Origin of the sequence: Streptomyces sp. NPDC048383, from assembly GCF_040651775.1 — a bacterium.
In the GTDB taxonomy this organism is placed as follows: domain Bacteria; phylum Actinomycetota; class Actinomycetes; order Streptomycetales; family Streptomycetaceae; genus Streptomyces.
Map to the genome: position 1 here is coordinate 17,247 of NZ_JBEZKS010000012.1, position 18,809 is coordinate 36,055.

General features: G+C 72.4%; 15 protein-coding genes and 1 pseudogene. 9 read left to right on the plus strand and 7 right to left on the minus strand.

The annotated features are described in order from the left end of the window. Positions 1-13: 13 nt before the first annotated feature. A complete protein-coding gene (locus tag AB0D46_RS11155) occupies positions 14-898 on the plus strand; it encodes a polysaccharide deacetylase family protein (RefSeq protein WP_362877023.1) in 885 nt (294 codons plus the stop codon). Positions 899-989: 91 nt separating this feature from the next. Here the strand turns inward: AB0D46_RS11155 and AB0D46_RS11160 are convergent, their stop codons facing one another. Then, positions 990-1,655 carry a class F sortase gene (locus AB0D46_RS11160; protein WP_362877024.1) on the minus strand — a complete coding sequence of 222 codons (666 nt, stop codon included), beginning with the start codon at positions 1,653-1,655 and terminating at the stop codon, positions 990-992. Positions 1,656-2,008: 353 nt separating this feature from the next. On the opposite strand from AB0D46_RS11160, the gene AB0D46_RS11165 reads away from it, so the two are divergent. Then, positions 2,009-2,509: a hypothetical protein gene (locus AB0D46_RS11165; protein ID WP_362877025.1), complete on the plus strand. Its 501-nt coding sequence runs from the start codon at positions 2,009-2,011 to the stop codon at positions 2,507-2,509. Positions 2,510-2,702: 193 nt separating this feature from the next. On the opposite strand, the gene AB0D46_RS11170 is transcribed toward AB0D46_RS11165, so the two are convergent. The 3 genes from AB0D46_RS11170 to AB0D46_RS11180 form a co-directional block, all read right to left on the minus strand. Continuing rightward, the gene (locus AB0D46_RS11170; RefSeq protein ID WP_362877026.1) at positions 2,703-3,464 is read right to left on the minus strand and encodes a hypothetical protein; all 762 of its coding nucleotides are present in this window, start codon (positions 3,462-3,464) and stop codon (positions 2,703-2,705) included. A 297-nt stretch (positions 3,465-3,761) separates the two neighbouring features. Further along, positions 3,762-4,532, minus strand: a complete 771-nt coding sequence (locus AB0D46_RS11175) for a hypothetical protein (RefSeq protein WP_362877027.1) — start codon at positions 4,530-4,532, stop codon at positions 3,762-3,764. A gap of 196 nt (positions 4,533-4,728) precedes the next feature. Then, positions 4,729-5,070: a hypothetical protein gene (locus tag AB0D46_RS11180; RefSeq protein ID WP_362877028.1), complete on the minus strand. Its 342-nt coding sequence runs from the start codon at positions 5,068-5,070 to the stop codon at positions 4,729-4,731. Positions 5,071-5,681: 611 nt separating this feature from the next. On the opposite strand from AB0D46_RS11180, the gene AB0D46_RS11185 reads away from it, so the two are divergent. Together AB0D46_RS11185 and AB0D46_RS11190 are read left to right on the plus strand one after the other, a co-directional pair. After that, positions 5,682-6,512: an SAM-dependent methyltransferase gene (locus AB0D46_RS11185; RefSeq protein WP_362877136.1), complete on the plus strand. Its 831-nt coding sequence runs from the start codon at positions 5,682-5,684 to the stop codon at positions 6,510-6,512. 131 nt (positions 6,513-6,643) lie between these two features. Then, complete coding sequence (locus tag AB0D46_RS11190) at positions 6,644-8,803, plus strand: EAL domain-containing protein (RefSeq protein WP_362877137.1); 2,160 nt, start codon at positions 6,644-6,646, stop codon at positions 8,801-8,803. 217 nt (positions 8,804-9,020) lie between these two features. On the opposite strand, the pseudogene AB0D46_RS11195 reads toward AB0D46_RS11190, so the two are convergent. Beyond that, positions 9,021-10,097 (minus strand): annotated as a pseudogene (locus tag AB0D46_RS11195) (FAD-dependent monooxygenase). 106 nt (positions 10,098-10,203) lie between these two features. On the opposite strand from AB0D46_RS11195, the gene AB0D46_RS11200 reads away from it, so the two are divergent. Continuing rightward, positions 10,204-10,848, plus strand: a complete 645-nt coding sequence (locus AB0D46_RS11200; RefSeq protein ID WP_362877029.1) for a TetR family transcriptional regulator — start codon at positions 10,204-10,206, stop codon at positions 10,846-10,848. Between the two features lie 200 nt (positions 10,849-11,048). Here the strand turns inward: AB0D46_RS11200 and AB0D46_RS11205 are convergent, their stop codons facing one another. Continuing rightward, complete coding sequence (locus AB0D46_RS11205) at positions 11,049-11,927, minus strand: LysR family transcriptional regulator (protein WP_362877030.1); 879 nt, start codon at positions 11,925-11,927, stop codon at positions 11,049-11,051. Positions 11,928-12,022: 95 nt separating this feature from the next. Here AB0D46_RS11205 and AB0D46_RS11210 point away from each other — a divergent pair, with 95 nt between their 5' ends. From AB0D46_RS11210 to AB0D46_RS11225, 4 genes are all read left to right on the plus strand, one after another. Continuing rightward, positions 12,023-12,727: a succinate dehydrogenase cytochrome b subunit gene (locus AB0D46_RS11210; RefSeq protein WP_362877031.1), complete on the plus strand. Its 705-nt coding sequence runs from the start codon at positions 12,023-12,025 to the stop codon at positions 12,725-12,727. A gap of 2 nt (positions 12,728-12,729) precedes the next feature. Next, entirely contained in the window at positions 12,730-14,751 is a 2,022-nt protein-coding gene (locus AB0D46_RS11215; RefSeq protein ID WP_362877032.1) for a fumarate reductase/succinate dehydrogenase flavoprotein subunit, read from the plus strand. Continuing rightward, the gene (locus tag AB0D46_RS11220) at positions 14,748-15,488 is read left to right on the plus strand and encodes a succinate dehydrogenase/fumarate reductase iron-sulfur subunit (RefSeq protein WP_362877033.1); all 741 of its coding nucleotides are present in this window, start codon (positions 14,748-14,750) and stop codon (positions 15,486-15,488) included. Before AB0D46_RS11215 ends, AB0D46_RS11220 begins: the two co-directional genes overlap by 4 nt. Positions 15,489-15,724: 236 nt before the next feature. Next, a complete protein-coding gene (locus tag AB0D46_RS11225; protein ID WP_362877034.1) occupies positions 15,725-16,375 on the plus strand; it encodes a hypothetical protein in 651 nt (216 codons plus the stop codon). Between the two features lie 23 nt (positions 16,376-16,398). Here AB0D46_RS11225 and AB0D46_RS11230 read toward each other — a convergent pair whose 3' ends face one another. Then, a complete protein-coding gene (locus tag AB0D46_RS11230; protein ID WP_362877035.1) occupies positions 16,399-18,804 on the minus strand; it encodes an excinuclease ABC subunit UvrA in 2,406 nt (801 codons plus the stop codon). Positions 18,805-18,809: the final 5 nt, after the last annotated feature.

The following is an 18,809-nucleotide window of genomic DNA, read 5'->3' on the forward strand; positions in this document are numbered from 1 at the left end:
ATACGTAGTAATAATGAAAAATGACGAGCCGACAGTAGGGCGACGCGTGCTCCTGCGTACCGCCGTCTTCCTCGGAATCGCCGCCGCGTCCACGCTGGTCACCGCAGGCGAGTCACAGCCCCCGATCCCCGGCGCCGCCGGTCCCGCCCCGGCCGGGGGACCGCCGCCCGCCGGCGCCGCCGGAGCTCCCGGACTGCGGGCCGCGGGACCGCCCGAAAAGTCCTACCGGCTCCGGCCGATGACCGCCGAGGCACCCGTACGGCCGCCCCTCGCGAAGCCGGCGGTCCGGGCCCGACCCATCCTCGGACTGCCCGACGACGTCGCGCACGCCAGCGCCATGGCCCTCACCTTCGACGACGGCCCCGACCCCCGCTACACCCCGGCCATCCTCGACACCCTCGCCCGGTACCAGGTCCGCGCCACGTTCTTCGTCTGCGGGGAGATGGCCACCGACAACCGCGACCTGCTGCGCCGAATGGTCACCGAAGGTCACGTCATCGGCAACCACACCTGGACCCACCCGCTCATCCCCAAGCTCGGCCGGCCCGCCCTGCTCTCCGAGATCGGCCGCACCAGCGAGGTCGTCCAGCAGACCATCGGCGAGGCGCCCCAGTGGTTCAGGGCCCCGTACGGTGCCTGGAACCGGGCCGCCTTCGAGATCGGCGCCGACCTGGGGATGGAGCCGCTCGCCTGGACCCTGGACACCCTCGACTGGAAGGAACCCGGGACCTCCGCCATCGTCTCCCGCGTGCAGGCGGGCGCCGGACCGGGGGTGATCGTGCTCAACCACGACGCCGGCGGCAACCGCGCGCAGAGCGTCCAGGCCCTCGCCACCTACCTGCCCCAACTCCTCGCGCGCGGCTACCGGATGACCCTGCCCACGCTGCCGCCCCGCTGAGGAGAACCCCCTCGGCGGGGCGGGCGGCGGGCCGGACGTCGGCCGGTCGACGGGGCGGCCGGCGGCCTGTCGGCGGCCGGCTGCGGGTCCGTCAGCGGGAGGCCACCATCCGGGCGAAGACGACCACGTTCCCGTCGTAGCCCTTGTCCTTCGAGTAGCCGCCGCCACAGGTGATCACCCGCAGCTCCGGGTGCCCGGTGTCCCCGTACACGCGGGCACCGGGGAAGGACTCCTTCGAGAACACCTCCACGCCGTACACCTCGAACACGGCCGTACGCCCGTCGTAGCGCTCCACCTCGATCCGGCTGCCCGGCTTCGTCGACCCGAGGCCGTAGAAGACGGCCGGGCCCTGCGCGTTGTCCACGTGCCCCACGATCACCGACGACCCCTGCTGGCCCGGCGAGATGCCGTTGAGGTACCAGCCGGCGAGGTTGCGGTCCTGCGGCGGAGGGGCGTCGATCCACCCCTGCGCGTCCAGCCCGACCGTCATCACCGGCGCGTCCACGCTGATCGACGGAATCCGGATGCGCTGCACCGACGAGTGGTCCAGCACCTCCATGTCCGACGGCGGCGTCGGCGGGTTCGCAGGCAGCTGGTCCGGACGCACGGCGACCGCCGCGGCCGCGGTGGGCTGCGGCGGCCCGCCCTCGATGTTCGCGCCGTTGCGCATCATGGCGAGGCCGCTGAGCATGACCAGCGCGAGCACGCCCCAGGGGGAACGTCTCCTCGGCCGCTGCTCACTCTCGTCCTCGGTCATGGCTCTCCCTTCCCGACGCGGGGGTCCCGACCCGCGTTCCAGTCCCACCCCTGTACGCCCTGCTTCACGCACGCTAAGGGCGCTCGGTCGGGACGGCGATCGGGGAGGGGCGAACGGGTGGTGGGGCCGGAAGGGGTGCGCCCATCCAGGTAATCGTCACATAAATGCCTGACACCTCGTGACCTGCGGATCCGTCAGATCCATTCCGCGATCTTCGGCGTGTCGCTCAACCGGCCGGCCCAAAGGTGGACATGCGCCGGTTGCGGACCGGCCCGAGGGTTCGTCATGGGAGGCGTTCTCGTCGATCTGCCCGGAGCCACCGCTCCGGGGCGCTTTCCGCTGGAGGTTCCACCATGCGTGTTTTCCGCGCTCTCACCGTGACCGCGGCTGCTTGCGCCGCGATCGGTCTCAGTGTCACGTCCGCTCAAGCGAACCCGCAGGGCGGCGGCACCGGGCCCAGCAACGTCACGGTCAACCCGTACTCCGTGCACCAGGGCGCCTCGATGCAGGTCAGCGCGGCCGGTTGCCGCAACGGCGGCACCGTCTGGTCGCACGGCAACTTTCCGCAGACGAACCTTTCGTCGGGCCCCATCGGCTTCGCGACCGTCCGGATCTTCAACCACGCCTCGCCGGGCCACCACACGCTGTCGGTCAAGTGCCACGACAACAACCTGGTCGCCACGCACCGCTTCACCATCCTTCCGGGCCGCGGTGCCCAGGGCGGCATCGGCGGGTCCTTCGGCCCGTCCACCGCCGAGACGGCCATGGGCGCGGGTCTGATCGGTGCCGCGGCACTCGGCGCGGGCGTGCACGTGATGCGCCGCCGTCGTAACGTCCCGGCGGGCCGGGCCTGACCGGCCGAGCGGGCCGGTAGCCCGCCCTGACGATCCGCCGGTCGCCCCGGGCCCGCACGGGCCTCGGGGCCACCGGCGGTTCGCGGGCGGGAAGGGGAACGTCGGTCGCGCGCGGGCGCGCGGGGTGAGGGTCGTACGGGGCCGGCCGTTCGGGTCGGACGGCCCCGGGGTGCCCGTGGCGCGGGCCGTCGGGTCAGTGCCCGTGGGACGTCCGGCGCCGGTACAGGGCGTACGCGGCGCCACCGGAGGCCAGCAGGAAGAGGGCCGCGCCCGCGCCCAGTTCCAGCGGGTCCATCCCGGCGACGCTGCCGCCGAGCCCGCCCCGGACGCCGAGGATGGCACCGGCCGTGGCCGTGGGATTGCCCGTCACGGTACCCGTCGTGGCGCGCGGGGGCGGCGCCGCCGTCGTACGGGGCGCCGGGGGAGCGGTGGTGCGCGGGGGGACGACGGCGGCCGTCGTACGCGGCGGGGACACGACCGCGGCGGGGGATGACGCCGCAGGGGCGACGGGGGCGACGGGGGCGGCGGTGGATGCCGAGGGTGAGGCGTTCGCGCGGGGGCCCGTGGTCGAACTCGTGGTGGGCGTGCTCGTGGCGCCCGCGACCATCACATCGGCCGAGCCGGTCTCACCGTTGCAGGTGAAGGAGACGGAGTACTGGGCTCCGCGGCGGGCGTCGCGGTCCACGGTGACCCGGACGGTCTGGCCGCGCCCGATGCTCACGGTGTCGAAGATCCCGGAGGAGGCGGTGGCGAAGGCCGCGTCACAGCCGGTGACCGACAGCACCGTCTGCCCGCCGGGGGCCACCGTCGAGGGGGTGATGGCGAAGCCGAACGAGGTGATGGGCGCCGCCTCCGCCGCGAGGGCGACGGGCGCGCCGAGGGCGCCGAGTGCGAGGGCCGCGCCCGTGGCGCCGGCGCTGAACAGGGTGGTGACGGAGCTGCGTATCGCACCCATGGCTGGTTCTCCGGATCCCCGAGGAGCAGCCGCGCAGCGTTTCCGCACGTGAGGGGTCGTGCACCTCGATGTCCGCCACGCTAGGTGCGGGGCCGGTCACCCGCGATCAGGAACGGGCGAATGGGGCACACCGGTAGGCCGAACCGGGGACGTGGGGCCCGTTCCCGGTTTGTCCCCGACCGGTCTCCGGCTGTCTCCGGGTGTCTCCGGGGGGTCTGCTGATCCCCGTCGTCCCGTCGTCCCGTCGTCCCGTCGTCCGCACCGGGCGCCCGTTCGCCGGGCGCCCGGCACGGACGTTCAGTCACCCAGTCCGAGGTGCGGGAACTGCGCGAGGAAGGGTTCGGCGGTCGCGGAGATGCCCCGCCCGAAGGGGGCGTCGAAGTCCCAGATCAGGAACAGCAGGAAGGCGATCAGTGCGCTGAACAGGCCTGCGAGCAGCATTTCGCGGAACGACCGCCGGATCTGGAGGGTGAAGATCAGCCCCACCGTCACCAGCGCTCCCGCGATCAGCCCGAACCACACCACCCCGGGCATGGTGGCCCCGGCGCTCTGCCCGCGTGAGTTGCGGGCGTCGTCCACCATCGCCGCCTGGTCGACCAGCGGCTGGTAGGCCTGACCCTCGTGGTCGGTCTGCGGTTCGTAGTCCGTCACGTCACGGCGGATACGTTCCAGCAGCTCGCCGCCGCGGTCGGTCAGTTCGCCGTTGTCGGCCATCTCCTTCCACTCGGTGTCCACCACGTACGTCACGTACGCGTCGACGTCCGAGCGGATCTTCTTGCGGACCTCGGCCGGGTAGACCTCGGAGCGGACGCTGATCTCGTGCAGGGCCTGGGCCTCCTGGCGGACGTACTCCTGGGCGGCCCCTCTGCCTTCCCAGACGCCGGCGATGGCGAGACCGAGCACGATGGCGTAGATCACCCCGATCATCATCGTCATGTACTCGATGACGTCCGGGGTTTCGTTCGGATCGTCGTCCTCGCCGATCCTGCGGTGGTTGAAGAAGGCGATGGAAAGGACCACGGCGCACGCCGCGGCCATCGCGAGGGACAGGACGAGCCATTCCGACAAGATGACTCCCAATCGGTGGTCACAGGGGAAGAGGAGAGGGCGCGCGCAGCCGCTGCGGTGAGCCGCCGCTCCGTCGCGCGGGTGTGCCCGGCACGGTCGGTCGGCCTCGCGCGGTCAGCGCGGGCGCAGCGCGACGATCGCGAGCACGGCGGGAGCCGCGGTCATGAGCGTGAAGGTGACCGGTGAGATGTGACGTTCAGCCGGTTTGCGGGTCGGTGCGTGGTAGCTGGGGCGAGCCACCGGCTTGGGGGCGGGCGGCGGGGTCACCACCGGGGGAGGCGTCGGCTGCGGCGCGGGCTTGGGCGGCGGCGGAGCGGGCGCCGGGTACACCCGGGGCGGTGGCGGCGCCGCCACGGGCGGCTTCGGCACCGGTACGGGGGCCGGCTTGGGCGGAGCGGGAGCCGGTGGAGCGGGCTTCGGGGGCGGCGGTGTGGGCGTCGGGGTCGGGGGCTTCGGAGTCGGCGTGGGGGTGGGCGTCGGGGTGGGCGTGGGGGTCGGCTTCGGTGGGGTCGGGGTCGGGGTCGGCTTCGGCGGGCACGGCGGCGGAGGCGGTGGGCAGTGGTGTCCACCGTGCCCGCCGTGATGCCCTCCGCCGGAGTGTCCGCCGCGGCCCTTGCAGTGCCCCCTGCCGTGATGTCCGCCACCTCGCATGGCCACGCCCACGCCGCCGCCGGCGGTGGCGGACACCGTGAGGGACGCTCCGCCGTCGCCGGATTCGAAGGTCGCGTATGCGCGGCTATCGGCCACGGCCGGCGTGACGGCCAGCGCCGCCCACAGCAGGACCGGGACCGCCAGCAGGCGCCTGGCACAGGCTCTGTTCACCCGGGGAGCATGGGCCCGCGCGCGCCCGCGCACGTGGGGGACGAGCTCGGTTCGCCTGAACGGGCGGAGTTGGGACCATAGAGGTTTGAGCCAGTCGGTGACCGTGCCTGATCAGCCGCTGTTCAATTCCCAAAAGGTATTTGTCGGATTCAGAGACACCCCTGTCCGGACCCGCTCGAACCTTTGGTGTGTGACCAAGAACGGACCGCCAATTTCCGCTTTTACTCGCTCGGTTGGGCAATGATCAGTACATTCGGCTCGGACAGGAGTCCGACCCCCGTCCCGCCCCCGGACGGACCACGGCACGACTACGGCTTGGAGACCCCGATGGAGCGCCCCGCCTGGGCCCCGGCAGGCATCGACATATCGGTGCCGAGCGTGTCCCGCATCTACGATTACTACCTGGGCGGCTCCCACAATTTCGAGGTCGACCGCCAGGCGGCCCGCCGAGCCATGGAATTCATGCCGGGGCTCCCCAAGGTCATGCAGGCCAACCGGGCATTCATGCGCCGCGCCGTCCGGCACGCCGTCGCCGAGGGCATCACGCAGTTCCTCGACATCGGCTCCGGCATCCCGACCTTCGGCAACGTCCACGAGATCGCCCACGCGGCGAGCACCGAAGCGAACGTGGTCTACGTCGACCACGACCCGGTGGCCGTGGCGCACAGCCGCGCCGTCCTCGACGGCGACGAACGCACCGGTGTCGTCGCGGCCGACCTGCGCAAGCCGCACGAGATCCTCGCCGCCCCCGAGGTCGGCGGACTGCTGGACCTGAACCGGCCCGTCGCGCTGCTGCTCGTCGCGGTCCTGCACTTCATCGAGGACGCGGACGACCCGTACGCCGCCGTCGCCGAGCTGCGCGACGCGCTGGCCCCGGGCAGCCTGCTCGTCCTCACGCACGCCTCGTTCGAGGGGATCCCGCTCACCCAGGAGGTGGCGGGCGGCGTCGTCACCGTCTACCGGGACATCCGCAACCCCCTCGTCATGCGCACCCGGGAGCAGGTCGGCGGCTTCTTCGACGGCTTCGACCTGCTCGAACCCGGTCTCGTGTCCATGCCGGACTGGCGCCCGGACCGCGCCGAGGCGCTCGCCGAGGGCGACGAGCCGGAGGACCCGTACGCCTTCTCGGGCTTCGGCGGCGTGGGACGCAAGGCGTGAGACTTCCCGCTCCCACACCGCCGCCCGCGCCTACCGGTCGGGCCTTCCCGCAGGCCGTCGCCTTCGGTACCGCCCCGGGCCCGGCCGGCGCCTCCGCGCAGCCGACCGGCCCCGTCCCGGGGCGGGAGCCACTGCGCGAGCCGCGCAGCGGGCTGGAGGACCGGATCGGGCGCTTCGCGACCATCTGGGGGCGGGCGATCTTCCCCGTCACGGCCACTTCGCTGACCCGGCCCGAGTTCGAACTGCACCTCGTACCGCTCACCCGCACCCTCACCGAGGCCCTGCACGCCCGGCCCTTCGACGCCTCGGTCGCCCAGCGGGTGGGCGCCGAACTCGTCGCCGTGCACTGCACCGACCCCGAAGCCCTGGCCGGCACTCTCGGCGTGGTCGAGTCCTACCTCGTGCTCTACTGCGGGCCCGACGGCTCCGGGACGGAGGGCACCGAGGAGTACCGGTCCCGGTGTGCCCGCCTCCAGCACGGCATCGCGGCCGGTTTCGCCCGCGCGCTGCGCGAGCGGACCCTGAAGGAGCAGGAGGCCATCGCCCGCTCCGCGCTCACGGCCCGCAGCGACGCCCAGCAGGCCCTCCACGCCAGCGAGGAACGCTTCCGGGCGGTCTTCGAGGGGGCGGCCATCGGGATCGGAATCGCCGACCTGGAGGGCAACGTCCTGGAGGTCAACGACACCCTGCTGCAGATGTTCGGCGGTTTGGAGGGGCACGTCCGGGGCCGCAACGTCAGCGAGTGGGGACACCCCGACGACACCCCGCACGTGTGGCGCATGTACGGGGAGCTGGTGCGCGGGGAGCGCGAGCACTACCGGGTGGAGAAGCCGTACTACCGGCACGACGGCACCGTCCTGTGGACCAACCTGACGGTGTCCCTGCTGCGCGACACCGACGGCACCCCGCAGTACCAGCTGGCCCTGATGGAGGACACCACCGAACGCCGGCTGCTGAACCTGCGGCTGCGCTACGAGGCGACCCACGACGCGCTGACCGGGCTGCCCAACCGGACGCTCTTCTTCGAGCGGCTGGAGAAGGCCTTGAGCGCGGGCGGGGCGAGCAGCTTCGGCCTGTGCTACCTCGACCTCGACGGGTTCAAGGCGGTCAACGACAGCCTGGGCCACTCGGCGGGCGACCGGCTCCTGGTGGAGGTCGCCGACCGACTGCAGAGCTGCGCGACCGGACCGGGCGAGGTGGTGGCCCGGCTGGGCGGGGACGAGTTCGTGGCCCTGACCACCGGACCCGCCGCCGACAACGAGGAGAAGGTGACGGACCTGGCGGTGCGGATCCTCTCCGCCCTGTCCACGCCGATCCGGCTGGAGGGCCGGGAGCTGACCGTGCGGGGCAGCATCGGCATCGTCGAGGGCCGGGCCGGCGCACGAACCGCGGCGGAGGTGCTGCGCAGCGCCGACATCACCATGTACCGGGCCAAGGCCGCGGGCGGGAACCGCTTCGAGTTCGCCGACGAGGAGGCCGACGCCCGCGCGATCACCCGGCACGGCCTGACCAACGCGCTGCCCGCCGCGCTGGAACGCGGTGAGTTCTTCATCGAGTACCAGCCCCTGGTGCACATGCACGACGGCAGCGTGCGGGGCGCGGAGGCGCTGGTGCGCTGGTCGCACCCCCAGTACGGGGTCCTCGGCCCCGACCGGTTCATCCCGCTCGCCGAACGGACCGGGCTCATCGTGCCGCTCGGCCGCTGGGTCCTGGAGGAGTCCGTCCGGCAGGCCCGGCGCTGGCAGCTCCAGCACGGTGGCTCCAGCCTGCGCGTCAATGTCAACCTGTCCCCGACCCAGCTCCACCACCCCGGCCTGGTCGCCGACACGGTACGGGTCCTGGAGAGCTCGGGCCTGGCTCCGGGCGCGCTGTGCCTGGAAGTCACCGAGTCGGCGTTGATAGGGGCCGACGACGAGCTCCTCGAACCGCTGCGGCGGCTCGCCGCCCTGGGCGTGGACATCGCCCTGGACGACTTCGGCACCGGCTACTCGAACCTCGCCAACCTGCGCCGCCTCCCCGTCAGCGTCCTGAAGTTGGACCGCTCCTTCACGCAGGGGATGCAGCAGCAGCCGGCCAACCCCGTCGACGTCAAGATCGTGGAGGGCATCGTCGCGCTGGCCCACAGCCTAGAACTGGCCGTGACGGTCGAGGGCGTGGAGACCGGGGTCCAGGCCGCCCAGCTCCGCGACCTCGGCTGCGACACGGCCCAGGGCTGGTACTACGCCCGTCCCGGCTCCCCGGACCGTATCCACACCCTCTCCCTCTCCGACGCGGTCCCCACCCCCACCTGACCGGCACCCCACCTGGCCGGCGCCCTCACGTGGCCGGCTCCATTCCGGCCGAGGCCTGGCGCGGCCCCGGTGCACCGCCGCCCCCGAGGAGCCGAGGGGCGGACGGCCGTTGGCGTGGTGGTCAGCAAGGGTGTTGGGGGTGGCCGGTGGGTTCGGCGTCCCGACGGCCGCCGGTCCGTGCTGTCCGGGGCACGGTCGGCTTCGCCTTCGGTATCGGTCAGCGCAGAGCCGCCTCCGTTCCCCGGCCCGGCTCGCGCACCGCCGCGAGGACCCGCTCCAGCCGTTCCGTCGTGTCGGCCAGCAGCTCGGCCGCAACCGGTAGCCGCTCCGCCTCGTACCGGGCCAGGAACTCCTCCCGTACCGTTCCGGACGGCGCGCTCAGGCCGGCGGTCAGGGCCCGGCCGAGGGCCGCCGCGTCCTCCACCCCGGTGTTCATGCCCCGCCCGCCGGCGATGGGATGGACGTGCCCCGCGTCCCCGGCGAGGAAGACCCGGCCCTACCGCAGCCGCGCGGCCATGCGGACGTTGACCCTCCAGGTCGACATCCAGGTGGGATCCGCCAGTTCGACCCCCGGCATCCGGGCGTGCCGGTCGAACAGCCGCTGGAAGCTTTCGAGGGAGGGCGGCAACGGCTCCCCGTCGGGGTCGAGCTCCCGCGAGGCCTGGAGCTGGAAGGAGTCGGTCCCCGGTATCGGACAGAGCAGCATGGCCGCGCCGTCCGAAGTGAACCACTGGTGCCAGTACTCGCGGCTCAGCCCGGGGGCGCTCACGTCACCGAGGACCATCATCGACTGCTCCTCGGTGCTGCCCTCGAAGGGGATGCCGAGCAGCTTGCGCGTCGTGCTGCGGCCACCGTCGCACCCCGCGAGGTAGCGGCTCCGGAGGGCCGGGCCGCCGGCCGGTTGCGCCGTCACCCCGTCCGCGTCCTGGTGGATCCCGGTGATCCCGGTCCCGTACTCGACCCGCACGCCGAGTTCCGCGAGCCGCTCCCGCAGTACCTCCTCGATCTGCCATTGCCCCAGGAACAGGGCGTCGGTGAAGGGGGTATCGCTGATGTGGGCACCGTCGAAGTACTTGCGGAACACCAGGTCCGCCGTGCCGATGGCCGTCATCCTCGCGGCGACCCCCAGCTGTTCGAGGACCCGCAGGCTGCTCGAATTGAGGCTCTTTCCCCGGGACTCACGGTGTGGGCCGGTGCGTTGGTCGACGACGCGCACGTCAACGCCGTTGAGGGCCAGCCCGCAGGCCAGGGTCAGTCCCGTCGGGCCGGAGCCCACGATCAGTACGTCGGTCATCGGTCGTCCTCTCGTTGTCGCCGGGTTCCAGGAAAGCGCGCCGACGGAGAAAAAGCAACCAAGTAAGGAAAGTTACTTGGTCAATATTTCGTGCTACGGTGTGGGCATGGAAAACACGACGGGTCTGCGCGAGAGCAAAAAACTGCGTACGCGCCGCCAGCTGGCGGCCACGGCGCTGGAACTCTTCCTGGAGCGGGGCTTCGACGCCGTATCGGTGGCCGATGTCGCAGCGGCGGCGGAGGTGTCCAAACCCACCCTGTTCCGGTACTTCCCCAGCAAGGAGGACCTGGTTCTCGACCGGTTCGCCGACCATCAGGACGAGGCGGCACGGATCGTGCGCGAACGGTCCGCCGACCGCAGTCCGGTCGGGGCGGTCCACGCGCACTTCCTGGCCGCCCTCGCCGAGCGGGACCCGATCACCGGGCTCTGCGACCACCCGAACGTCCTCGCCTTCCAAGGGCTCCTCTACGGCACTCCCAGCCTGGAGCTGCGGCTGTCGCACTACTCGGACCGGGAGGTGGAACTCCTCGCCGAAGCCCTGGAATCGGAGGCCGTGGCGCCGCTCACCGCGCGGCTGGCGGCCGTGCACCTGGTCGCGGTGCGTCACGAGCTGGGTCGGGAGAACTGGCGTCGGCTCGCCGCCGGTCAGAGCGCCGACGAGGCCTACCCGGCCGCGGTGGCCGACGCGGACCGCGCGTTCACGATGCTCGCCCACGGCCTCGATTCCGCCCTGCCGATACGCCCGGCCTGACGCGGCAACGGGGCACCTGACGCGGCACCGGGGAACAGCGAGGGCGGAGGGGGTGAGGGCTGCCCTGCGCGGCGGGAGGTCGACTGTGGACCCACTTCGGTGGCGGCCGGCCGCAACGGTCCGGGTGTCCGGGGTGGCCCCGAGGACCCCGGGTGTCTCGGGCGCGGCCCCGGCGCCCGGTTGCCTCGGCCGGGGTGGCGTCAGCCCAGGAGGAGGCGTTTCAGCTCGCGAGCCGCACGCGGGGGTGCGACGTCCGTGCGGTGGGCCAGGGCGATCGTGCGGCGCAGGGGTGAGCCCGCGAGGCGGGTCGCGCGCAGGCCCGGGCCGCCGTGTTCGACGACCATGGCCGGGACCACCGCGATCCCGAGCCCGGCGCGGACGAAGCCGAGGATCGCGTCCATCTCGCCACCCTCCACCGTGAACGTCGGCTCGAAGCCCGCCGCCCGACAGGCGCCCACGGTGAGGTCCCGCAGGTCGTAGCCGTGGCGGAACATCACCATCGGCTCGTCCCGCAGATCGGCGATGGTCAGCTCGCCCCCGCCCGCCGGGGGCGGGAGGTCCGCCGAGGAAACCACCAGCAAGTCCTCGGTGAGCAACTCCACCGTGGTCAGGGCGGGCGCCGACGGCGGCAGCGGCAGGGTGATCAGGGCCAGGTCCAGGAGCCCGCGCGCGAGCTCCCGTACGAGGTCCAGCGAACCACTCTCCTCGATCAACAGCTCGATGCCCGGGTGTGCGGTGTGGAAGGCGCGCAGCGCGGCCGGCAGCATGCCCGTGCACACGCTCGGGGTGGCTCCCAGCCGGACCCGTCCGCGGCGCAGCTGCGCCAACTCCTGCACCTCCAGCCGTGCCGTATCCGCGTCGGCCAGGATCCGGCGGGCCAGCGGAAGCAGGGCCTCGCCCGCGTCGGTGAGGGCGATGTTGCCCCGTACCCGGCTGAAGAGCTCGGCCCCCAGCTCCCGTTCCAAAGCCTTGATCTGCTGCGACAGGGAGGGCTGGGCCACGTGCTCCCGTTCGGCGGCCCGGGTGAAGTGCCGGGTCTCGGCGACGGCCACGAAGTACACGAGCTGTTGGAACTGCATGTCGCCAGCCTAGCCCCGTCGATAGGCAATGCCTATCGCGATCAGCTCCACCATGTCTTGGACCTTTCGGGACTTAAGTCCTTACCGTCGACGTCATGGCTCTGGCAACGCGGACGGATCGACGGCCGTCCACCACGCGCACGCTCTGGGACTCCACCGTCGGCAAGAAGTCCGTGATGGCGGCATCGGGCCTGATCATGCTCGGCTACCTCGTCGTGCACATGCTCGGCAACCTCAAGATCTTCTTCGGGGCGGACGAGTTCAACGGCTACGCCCACTGGCTCCGCACCCTCGGGTCCCCCTTCTTGCACCACGAGTGGGCGCTGTGGATCGTCCGCGTGGTGCTCGTCGCCGCGGTCGTCGCCCACGCCGTCTGCGCGTACCAGCTCAGCCGCCGCGACATCAAGGCGCGCCCGGTGAAGTACGCCCACAAGCGCCGGCGGGCGAGCTACGCCACCCGCACCATGCGCTGGGGCGGCGTCATCCTGGCCCTCTTCATCGTCTGGCACCTCCTCGACCTGACCACGCTCACGGTCAACGAGCGCGCCTGGGCCGGCCACCCGTACGAGAACGTCCTCGCCACCTTCTCCACCTGGTACGGCAACACGATCTACCTGGTCGCGATGGCCGCGCTCGGGATGCACGTCCGCCACGGCTTCTGGAGCGCCGCCCAGACCCTCGGCGCGGGCAACGCCCGGCGCGACCGGACCCTGAAGTTCCTGGCCAATGCCCTGGCCCTCGTCCTCTTCGCGGGCTTCGTGTCCGTCCCCGTCGCCGTCATGACCGGAGTGGTGAGCTGACCATGAGCGCACACGAGACCCCCGCGCACACCGGACCCCACGGGTCCCACGACCCCAACGGATCCCACGACCCGCACACGTCGTACGCGGACTACGCCACCGGCGAGCCGATCGCCGACACCAAGGCCCCCGAGGGCCCCATCGCCGAGCGCTGGGACCGGCGCCGCTTCGAGGCCAAGCTGGTCAACCCGGCGAACCGGCGCAAGCACCGGATCATCGTCGTAGGCACCGGCCTGGCCGGCGGCGCGGCCGGCGCCACCCTCGCCGAGCAGGGTTACCACGTCGTCCAGTTCTGCTTCTCCGACTCCCCGCGCCGCGCCCACTCCATCGCCGCGCAGGGCGGCATCAACGCCGCGAAGAACTACCGCAACGACGGCGACTCCGTACACCGCCTCTTCTACGACACCGTCAAGGGCGGCGACTTCCGCGCCCGCGAGTCCAACGTCCACCGCCTCGCGCAGATCTCCGTCGAGATCATCGACCAGTGCGTGGCGCAGGGCGTCCCCTTCGCCCGCGAGTACGGCGGCCTCCTCGACACCCGTTCCTTCGGCGGCGTCCAGGTCTCCCGCACCTTCTACGCCCGCGGCCAGACCGGCCAGCAGCTCCTGCTCGGCGCCTACCAGGCCCTGTCCCGGCAGATCGCCGCCGGCAACGTGGAGATGCACGCCCGCACCGAGATGCTCGACCTGATCACGGTGGACGGCGTCGCCCGCGGCATCGTGGCGCGCGACCTGATCACCGGGAAGATCTCCACGTACTACGCGGACGCGGTGGTCCTCGCGAGCGGCGGCTACGGCAACGTCTTCTACCTCTCCACCAACGCCATGAACTCCAACGCGACCGCCATCTGGCGGGCGCACCGGCGCGGCGCCCACTTCGCCAACCCCTGTTTCACCCAGATCCACCCCACCTGCATCCCGCGCACCGGCGACCACCAGTCCAAACTCACCCTGATGAGCGAGTCCCTCCGCAACGACGGCCGGATCTGGGTCCCCAAGGCCCAGGGCGACACCCGTCTCGCCGTCGAGATCCCCGAGGCGGAGCGCGACTACTACCTGGAGCGGATCTACCCCTCCTTCGGCAACCTCGTCCCCCGCGACATCGCCTCCCGTGCCGCGAAGAACGTCTGCGACGAGGGGCGCGGCGTCGGACCGGGCGGCCAGGGCGTGTACCTGGACTTCGCCGACGCCATCCGCCGCATGGGCAAGGACAAGGTGGCCGAGAAGTACGGCAACCTCTTCGAGATGTACGAGCGGATCACCGCGGAGAACCCGTACGAGGTCCCCATGCGGATCTACCCGGCGGTCCACTACACGATGGGCGGACTGTGGGTGGACTACGACCTCCAGACCACCGTCCCGGGCCTGTTCGCGATCGGCGAGGCCAACTTCTCCGACCACGGCGCCAACCGCCTCGGGGCCTCCGCGCTCATGCAGGGCCTCGGTGACGGCTACTTCGTGCTGCCGTCCACCATCAACGACTACCTGGCCCGGCACCCGCACCACGACGAGGTCGACGACGGCCACCCGGAGGCGGCGGCCGCCGTCCGCGAGACCCGCGACTGCCTCGCCAAGCTGCTCGCCGTCGACGGCGACCGCACCCCCGACTCCTTCCACCGCGAGATCGGTGAACTCATGTGGGAGTACTGCGGGATGGCCCGAACGGAAGAAGGACTGCGCAAGGCGCTCGCCCGGATCCCCGAGATCCGCGAGGAGTTCTGGCGGCGCATCAAGGTTCCCGGGAGCGGCGAGGAGTTCAACCAGTCGCTGGAGAAGGCCAACCGGGTCGTCGACTACCTGGAACTCGCCGAGCTGATGTGCCTCGACGCCCTCCACCGCGCCGAGTCCTGCGGCGGTCACTTCCGCGTCGAGTCCCAGACCCCGGACGGCGAAGCGGCCCGCCGCGACGAGGAGTTCGGCTACGCGGCCGCCTGGGAGTACCGGGGCACCGGAGCCGCACCCGTCCTGCATAAGGAAGACCTCGTCTTAGAGTACGTCCACCCCACACAGCGGAGCTACGCATGAAGCTCACCCTGCGCGTCTGGCGCCAGCGCAACGCCGACGCCCCCGGCGCGATGGCCTCCTACGAGGTCGACGGCATCTCGAAGGACATGTCCTTCCTGGAGATGCTCGACACCCTCAACGAGGAACTCATCCTGCGCGGTGAGGACCCGGTCGCCTTCGACCACGACTGCCGCGAGGGCATCTGCGGCGCGTGCAGCCTCGTCATCAACGGTGACGCCCACGGCCCCGAGCGCACCACCACCTGCCAGCTCCACATGCGGTCCTTCGCCGACGGCGACACCATCGACGTCGAGCCGTGGCGGGCCTCGGCCTTCCCGGTGGTCAAGGACCTCGTCGTCGACCGCAGCGCCTTCGACCGCATCATCCAGGCCGGCGGCTACATCACGGCGCCGACCGGCGCGGCCCCCGAGGCGCACGCCACCGCCGTGCCCAAGCCCGACGCCGACTTGGCCTTCGAGCACGCCGAGTGCATCGGTTGCGGAGCCTGCGTGGCGGCCTGCCCCAACGGGTCGGCGATGCTGTTCACCTCCGCCAAGGTCAACCACCTCAACGTGCTCCCGCAGGGCTCTCCGGAGCGCGAGACCCGGGTGCTGGACATGGTGGCTCGGATGGACGACGAGGGCTTCGGCGGCTGCACCCTGACCGGCGAATGCGCCACGGCCTGCCCCAAGGGCATCCCGCTGCCGTCGATCGCCGCGATGAACAAGGAGTGGCTCCGGGCGATCCGCAAGACCTGACCGCCGTCGCCGCCGCTGTCGCCGTCGCCGTCGGCCCCGCGCCGGCGCGGGGGCCCCGCCCCCGTGTGCCCCACCCCGTGCGGCCCCCGACCCGCCCGCGCCCCATGCCCCCGTACGGGCGCCCCAACCCCCGTTCTGGGCCGATCGGCCGAGCCGATCGCCCGACCGGGCGCTCGTACGGGCCGTCCGCCGCGCCGCGCCGCGGCCGTGCCCGGCCGGTCGGCGACAGTGGCCCCATGCCACAAGCCCCCGCCGGGACCGGACCGCGCCGTCGCACCGTACTGGCCGCCGCCCTCGCCCCCCTCGCGGTGGCCGGGTGCTCCGCGCGGGACGAGCCGGCCCCGCCGGCCCCCGGACCGCCGTCCTCCGCGAAGGACGCCCTCGTCATGGTGATCCGGCACGCGGAGAAGCCCTATGCCGGGGACACCGGTGAGGACGACGAGGGCAACGAGGACCCCGGCTTCCTCGCCGGCCGCGGCCGGCGCCGCGCCGAGGAACTGCCCCGCCTCTTCGCGCTGGCCCCGAGGGCCTCGCTGCCCCGGCCCGGCGCCCTGTTCGCGACCGGCGGCCCGGCGACCGCGCCCGCCCGCTGCCGCCAGACGCTGGCGCCGCTCGCCACCGCGCTGAAGACCCCCGTGCGCTCCGGGTTCGCCCTCGGCGCGGAACAGGCCCTGATCCACGCCGCGTTGGCCGCCCCGATGCCCGTACTCATCTGCTGGGAACACACCGGACTGCCCGCCCTGATCCGCGGCCTCGGCGCGCAGCACGTCCTCGGTGTCCCCGCGACCTGGCCCGACCGCTACGACCTCGTCTGGGTGTTCACCCGCAGTCGTGGCGCCTGGTCCTTCCGCGAGCACCCGCAACACCTGCTCCCGGGCGACGTGTAGCGGCTGCCCCGCGCGGACGTTCCCTACCGGCCCAGGGTGCGCGCCAGGTAGGGGCCGGTCCGGCCGGTGGGGGAGTCGGCCACCTCCGACGGAGTACCCGCCGCGACGATCCGGCCGCCCTCCGCGCCACCGCCCGGGCCCAGGTCGACGACCCAGTCCGCGCCCGCCACCACCTCCATGTCGTGCTCCACCACCACCACCGAATGCCCGGCGTCCACCAGCCCGTGCAACTGCCGCAACAGCACCCGCACATCGGCCGGATGCAGCCCCGTCGTCGGCTCGTCCAGCAGGTAGAGGGTGTGGTCGCGGCGCGACCGCTGGAGTTCCGTGGCGAGTTTGATGCGCTGCGCCTCGCCGCCCGACAGTTCCGTCGCGGGCTGGCCCAGCCGCAGGTACCCCAACCCGATGTCCTCCAGGGCCCGCAGGGCGCGCGCCGCCGCCGGTACCTCCGCGAAGAACGTCCCCGCCGACTCCACGGTCAGGCCCAACACCTCGGCGATGTTCAGACCGCCGTAACGGACCTCCAGCGTCTCGGAGTTGTAGCGGGCACCCGCGCACTGCGGGCACGGGGCATAGGTACTGGGCAGGAACAGCAGCTCCACCGATACGAAGCCCTCGCCCTGGCAGGTCTCACAGCGACCCCCCGTCACGTTGAAGGAGAACCGGCCCGCCTTCCACCCCCGCGCCCGCGCCTCTGGGGCGGCGGTGAACAGCTTGCGCACCACGTCGAACAGGCCGGTGTACGTGGCCAGGTTGGACCGCGGGGTACGTCCGATCGGCTTCTGGTCCACCTCCACCAGCCGCCGGACCGGGAAGTCCGGCTCCGCCAGTCGCCCGGCCACCTCTTCGGCCAGAGCCCGTCCGACCAGCGTCGACTTGCCCGACCCGGACACCCCGGTCACCGCCATGAAGACGCCGAGCGGGAACTCCGCGTCCACGCCCCGCAGGTTGTGCCGGTCCACGCCCGTCAGCCGTACGGTCCCGGTCGCCGTCCGTACCGGCCGGGGCTCGGCGGGCCCGCGTTCGGCGAACAGGTGCCGGGCCGTCGCCGAGTCGCGCACCCCGGCCAGCTCCCGCGGCGGGCCGCTGTGGAGCACCTGCCCGCCGTGTTCCCCGGCGAGCGGCCCGACGTCCACCAGCCAGTCCGCGTGCCGCACCACGTCCATGCTGTGCTCCACCACGAAGACGGTGTTCCCGGCCGCCTTGAGCCGGTCCAGCACGGTCAGCAGCGCCTCGGTGTCGGCCGGGTGCAGCCCCGCCGACGGCTCGTCCAGGACGTACACCACCCCGAACAGCCCCGACCGCAGTTGCGTGGCGAGCCGCAGCCGCTGGAGTTCGCCCGCCGAGAGCGAGGGCGCGGTCCGGTCCAGGCTCAGGTAGCCGAGACCGAGCTCGGTGACCGGGGCGATGCGCGAGCGCAGGTCCTCGGCGAGCACCCGCGCCGCCTCGTCGCGCAGATCGGCGCCGGCCAGGACGCCGTCCAGCTCGGTCAGTGCCAGCGCCGCCAACTCCGCGATGGTCCGGCCCGCGAACGTCACCGCCAGCGCCTCCGGCCGCAGCCGGCGACCCGCGCACACCGGGCACGGCGAGTCGGTGAGGAACCTCTCGGCGCGCGCCCGCAGGGTGGCGCTCCTGGTGTCGGAGAAGGTCCGCATCACGTAGCGGCGGGCACTCATGTAGGTGCCCTGGTAGGGCCGCTGGATCCGGTCGGCGTCCCGCACCGGGTGCACCGTGACCACCGGCTGCTCCTCGGTGAACAGGATCCACTCACGGTCCCGCTCCGGCAGTTCCCGCCACGGCACGTCCACGTCGTACCCGAGTGCGTCCAGGATGTCCCGCAGGTTCTTGCCCTGCCAAGCACCCGGCCACGCGGCGATGGCCCCTTGACGGATCGACAGATCGGGGTCGGGCACGAGGAGTTCCGCGCGGGTGTGGTGGACGCGGCCGAGCCCCTGACAGGAAGGGCAGGCCCCGACGGCCGTGTTGGGGGAGAAGGAGTCCGAGTCGAGCCGCGGCGCCCCCGGCGGATAGGCGCCCGCCCGCGAGTACAGCATCCGCAGGGAGTTCGACAACAGGGTCACCGTCCCCACCGAGGAACGCGAACCCGGCGAGGAACGCCGCTGCTCAAGCGAGACGGCCGGCGGCAGCCCGGTCACGGAGTCCACCTTCGGGGCGCCGATCTGGTGGATCAGCCTGCGCGCGTACGGGGCCACGGACTCGAAGTAGCGACGCTGCGCCTCCGCGTACAGGGTGCCGAAGGCCAGCGAGCTCTTGCCGGAGCCGGACACGCCGGTGAAGACGGTCAGGGTGTCGCGCGGGATGTCCACGTCGACCCCGCGCAGGTTGTGCTCGCGGGCGCCCCGCACCCGTACGCAGGGGTCGGGCGCGTCCGGCGTCGTACGGGTCTCGGGATCGGGGGAGTGGTGCATTCGCC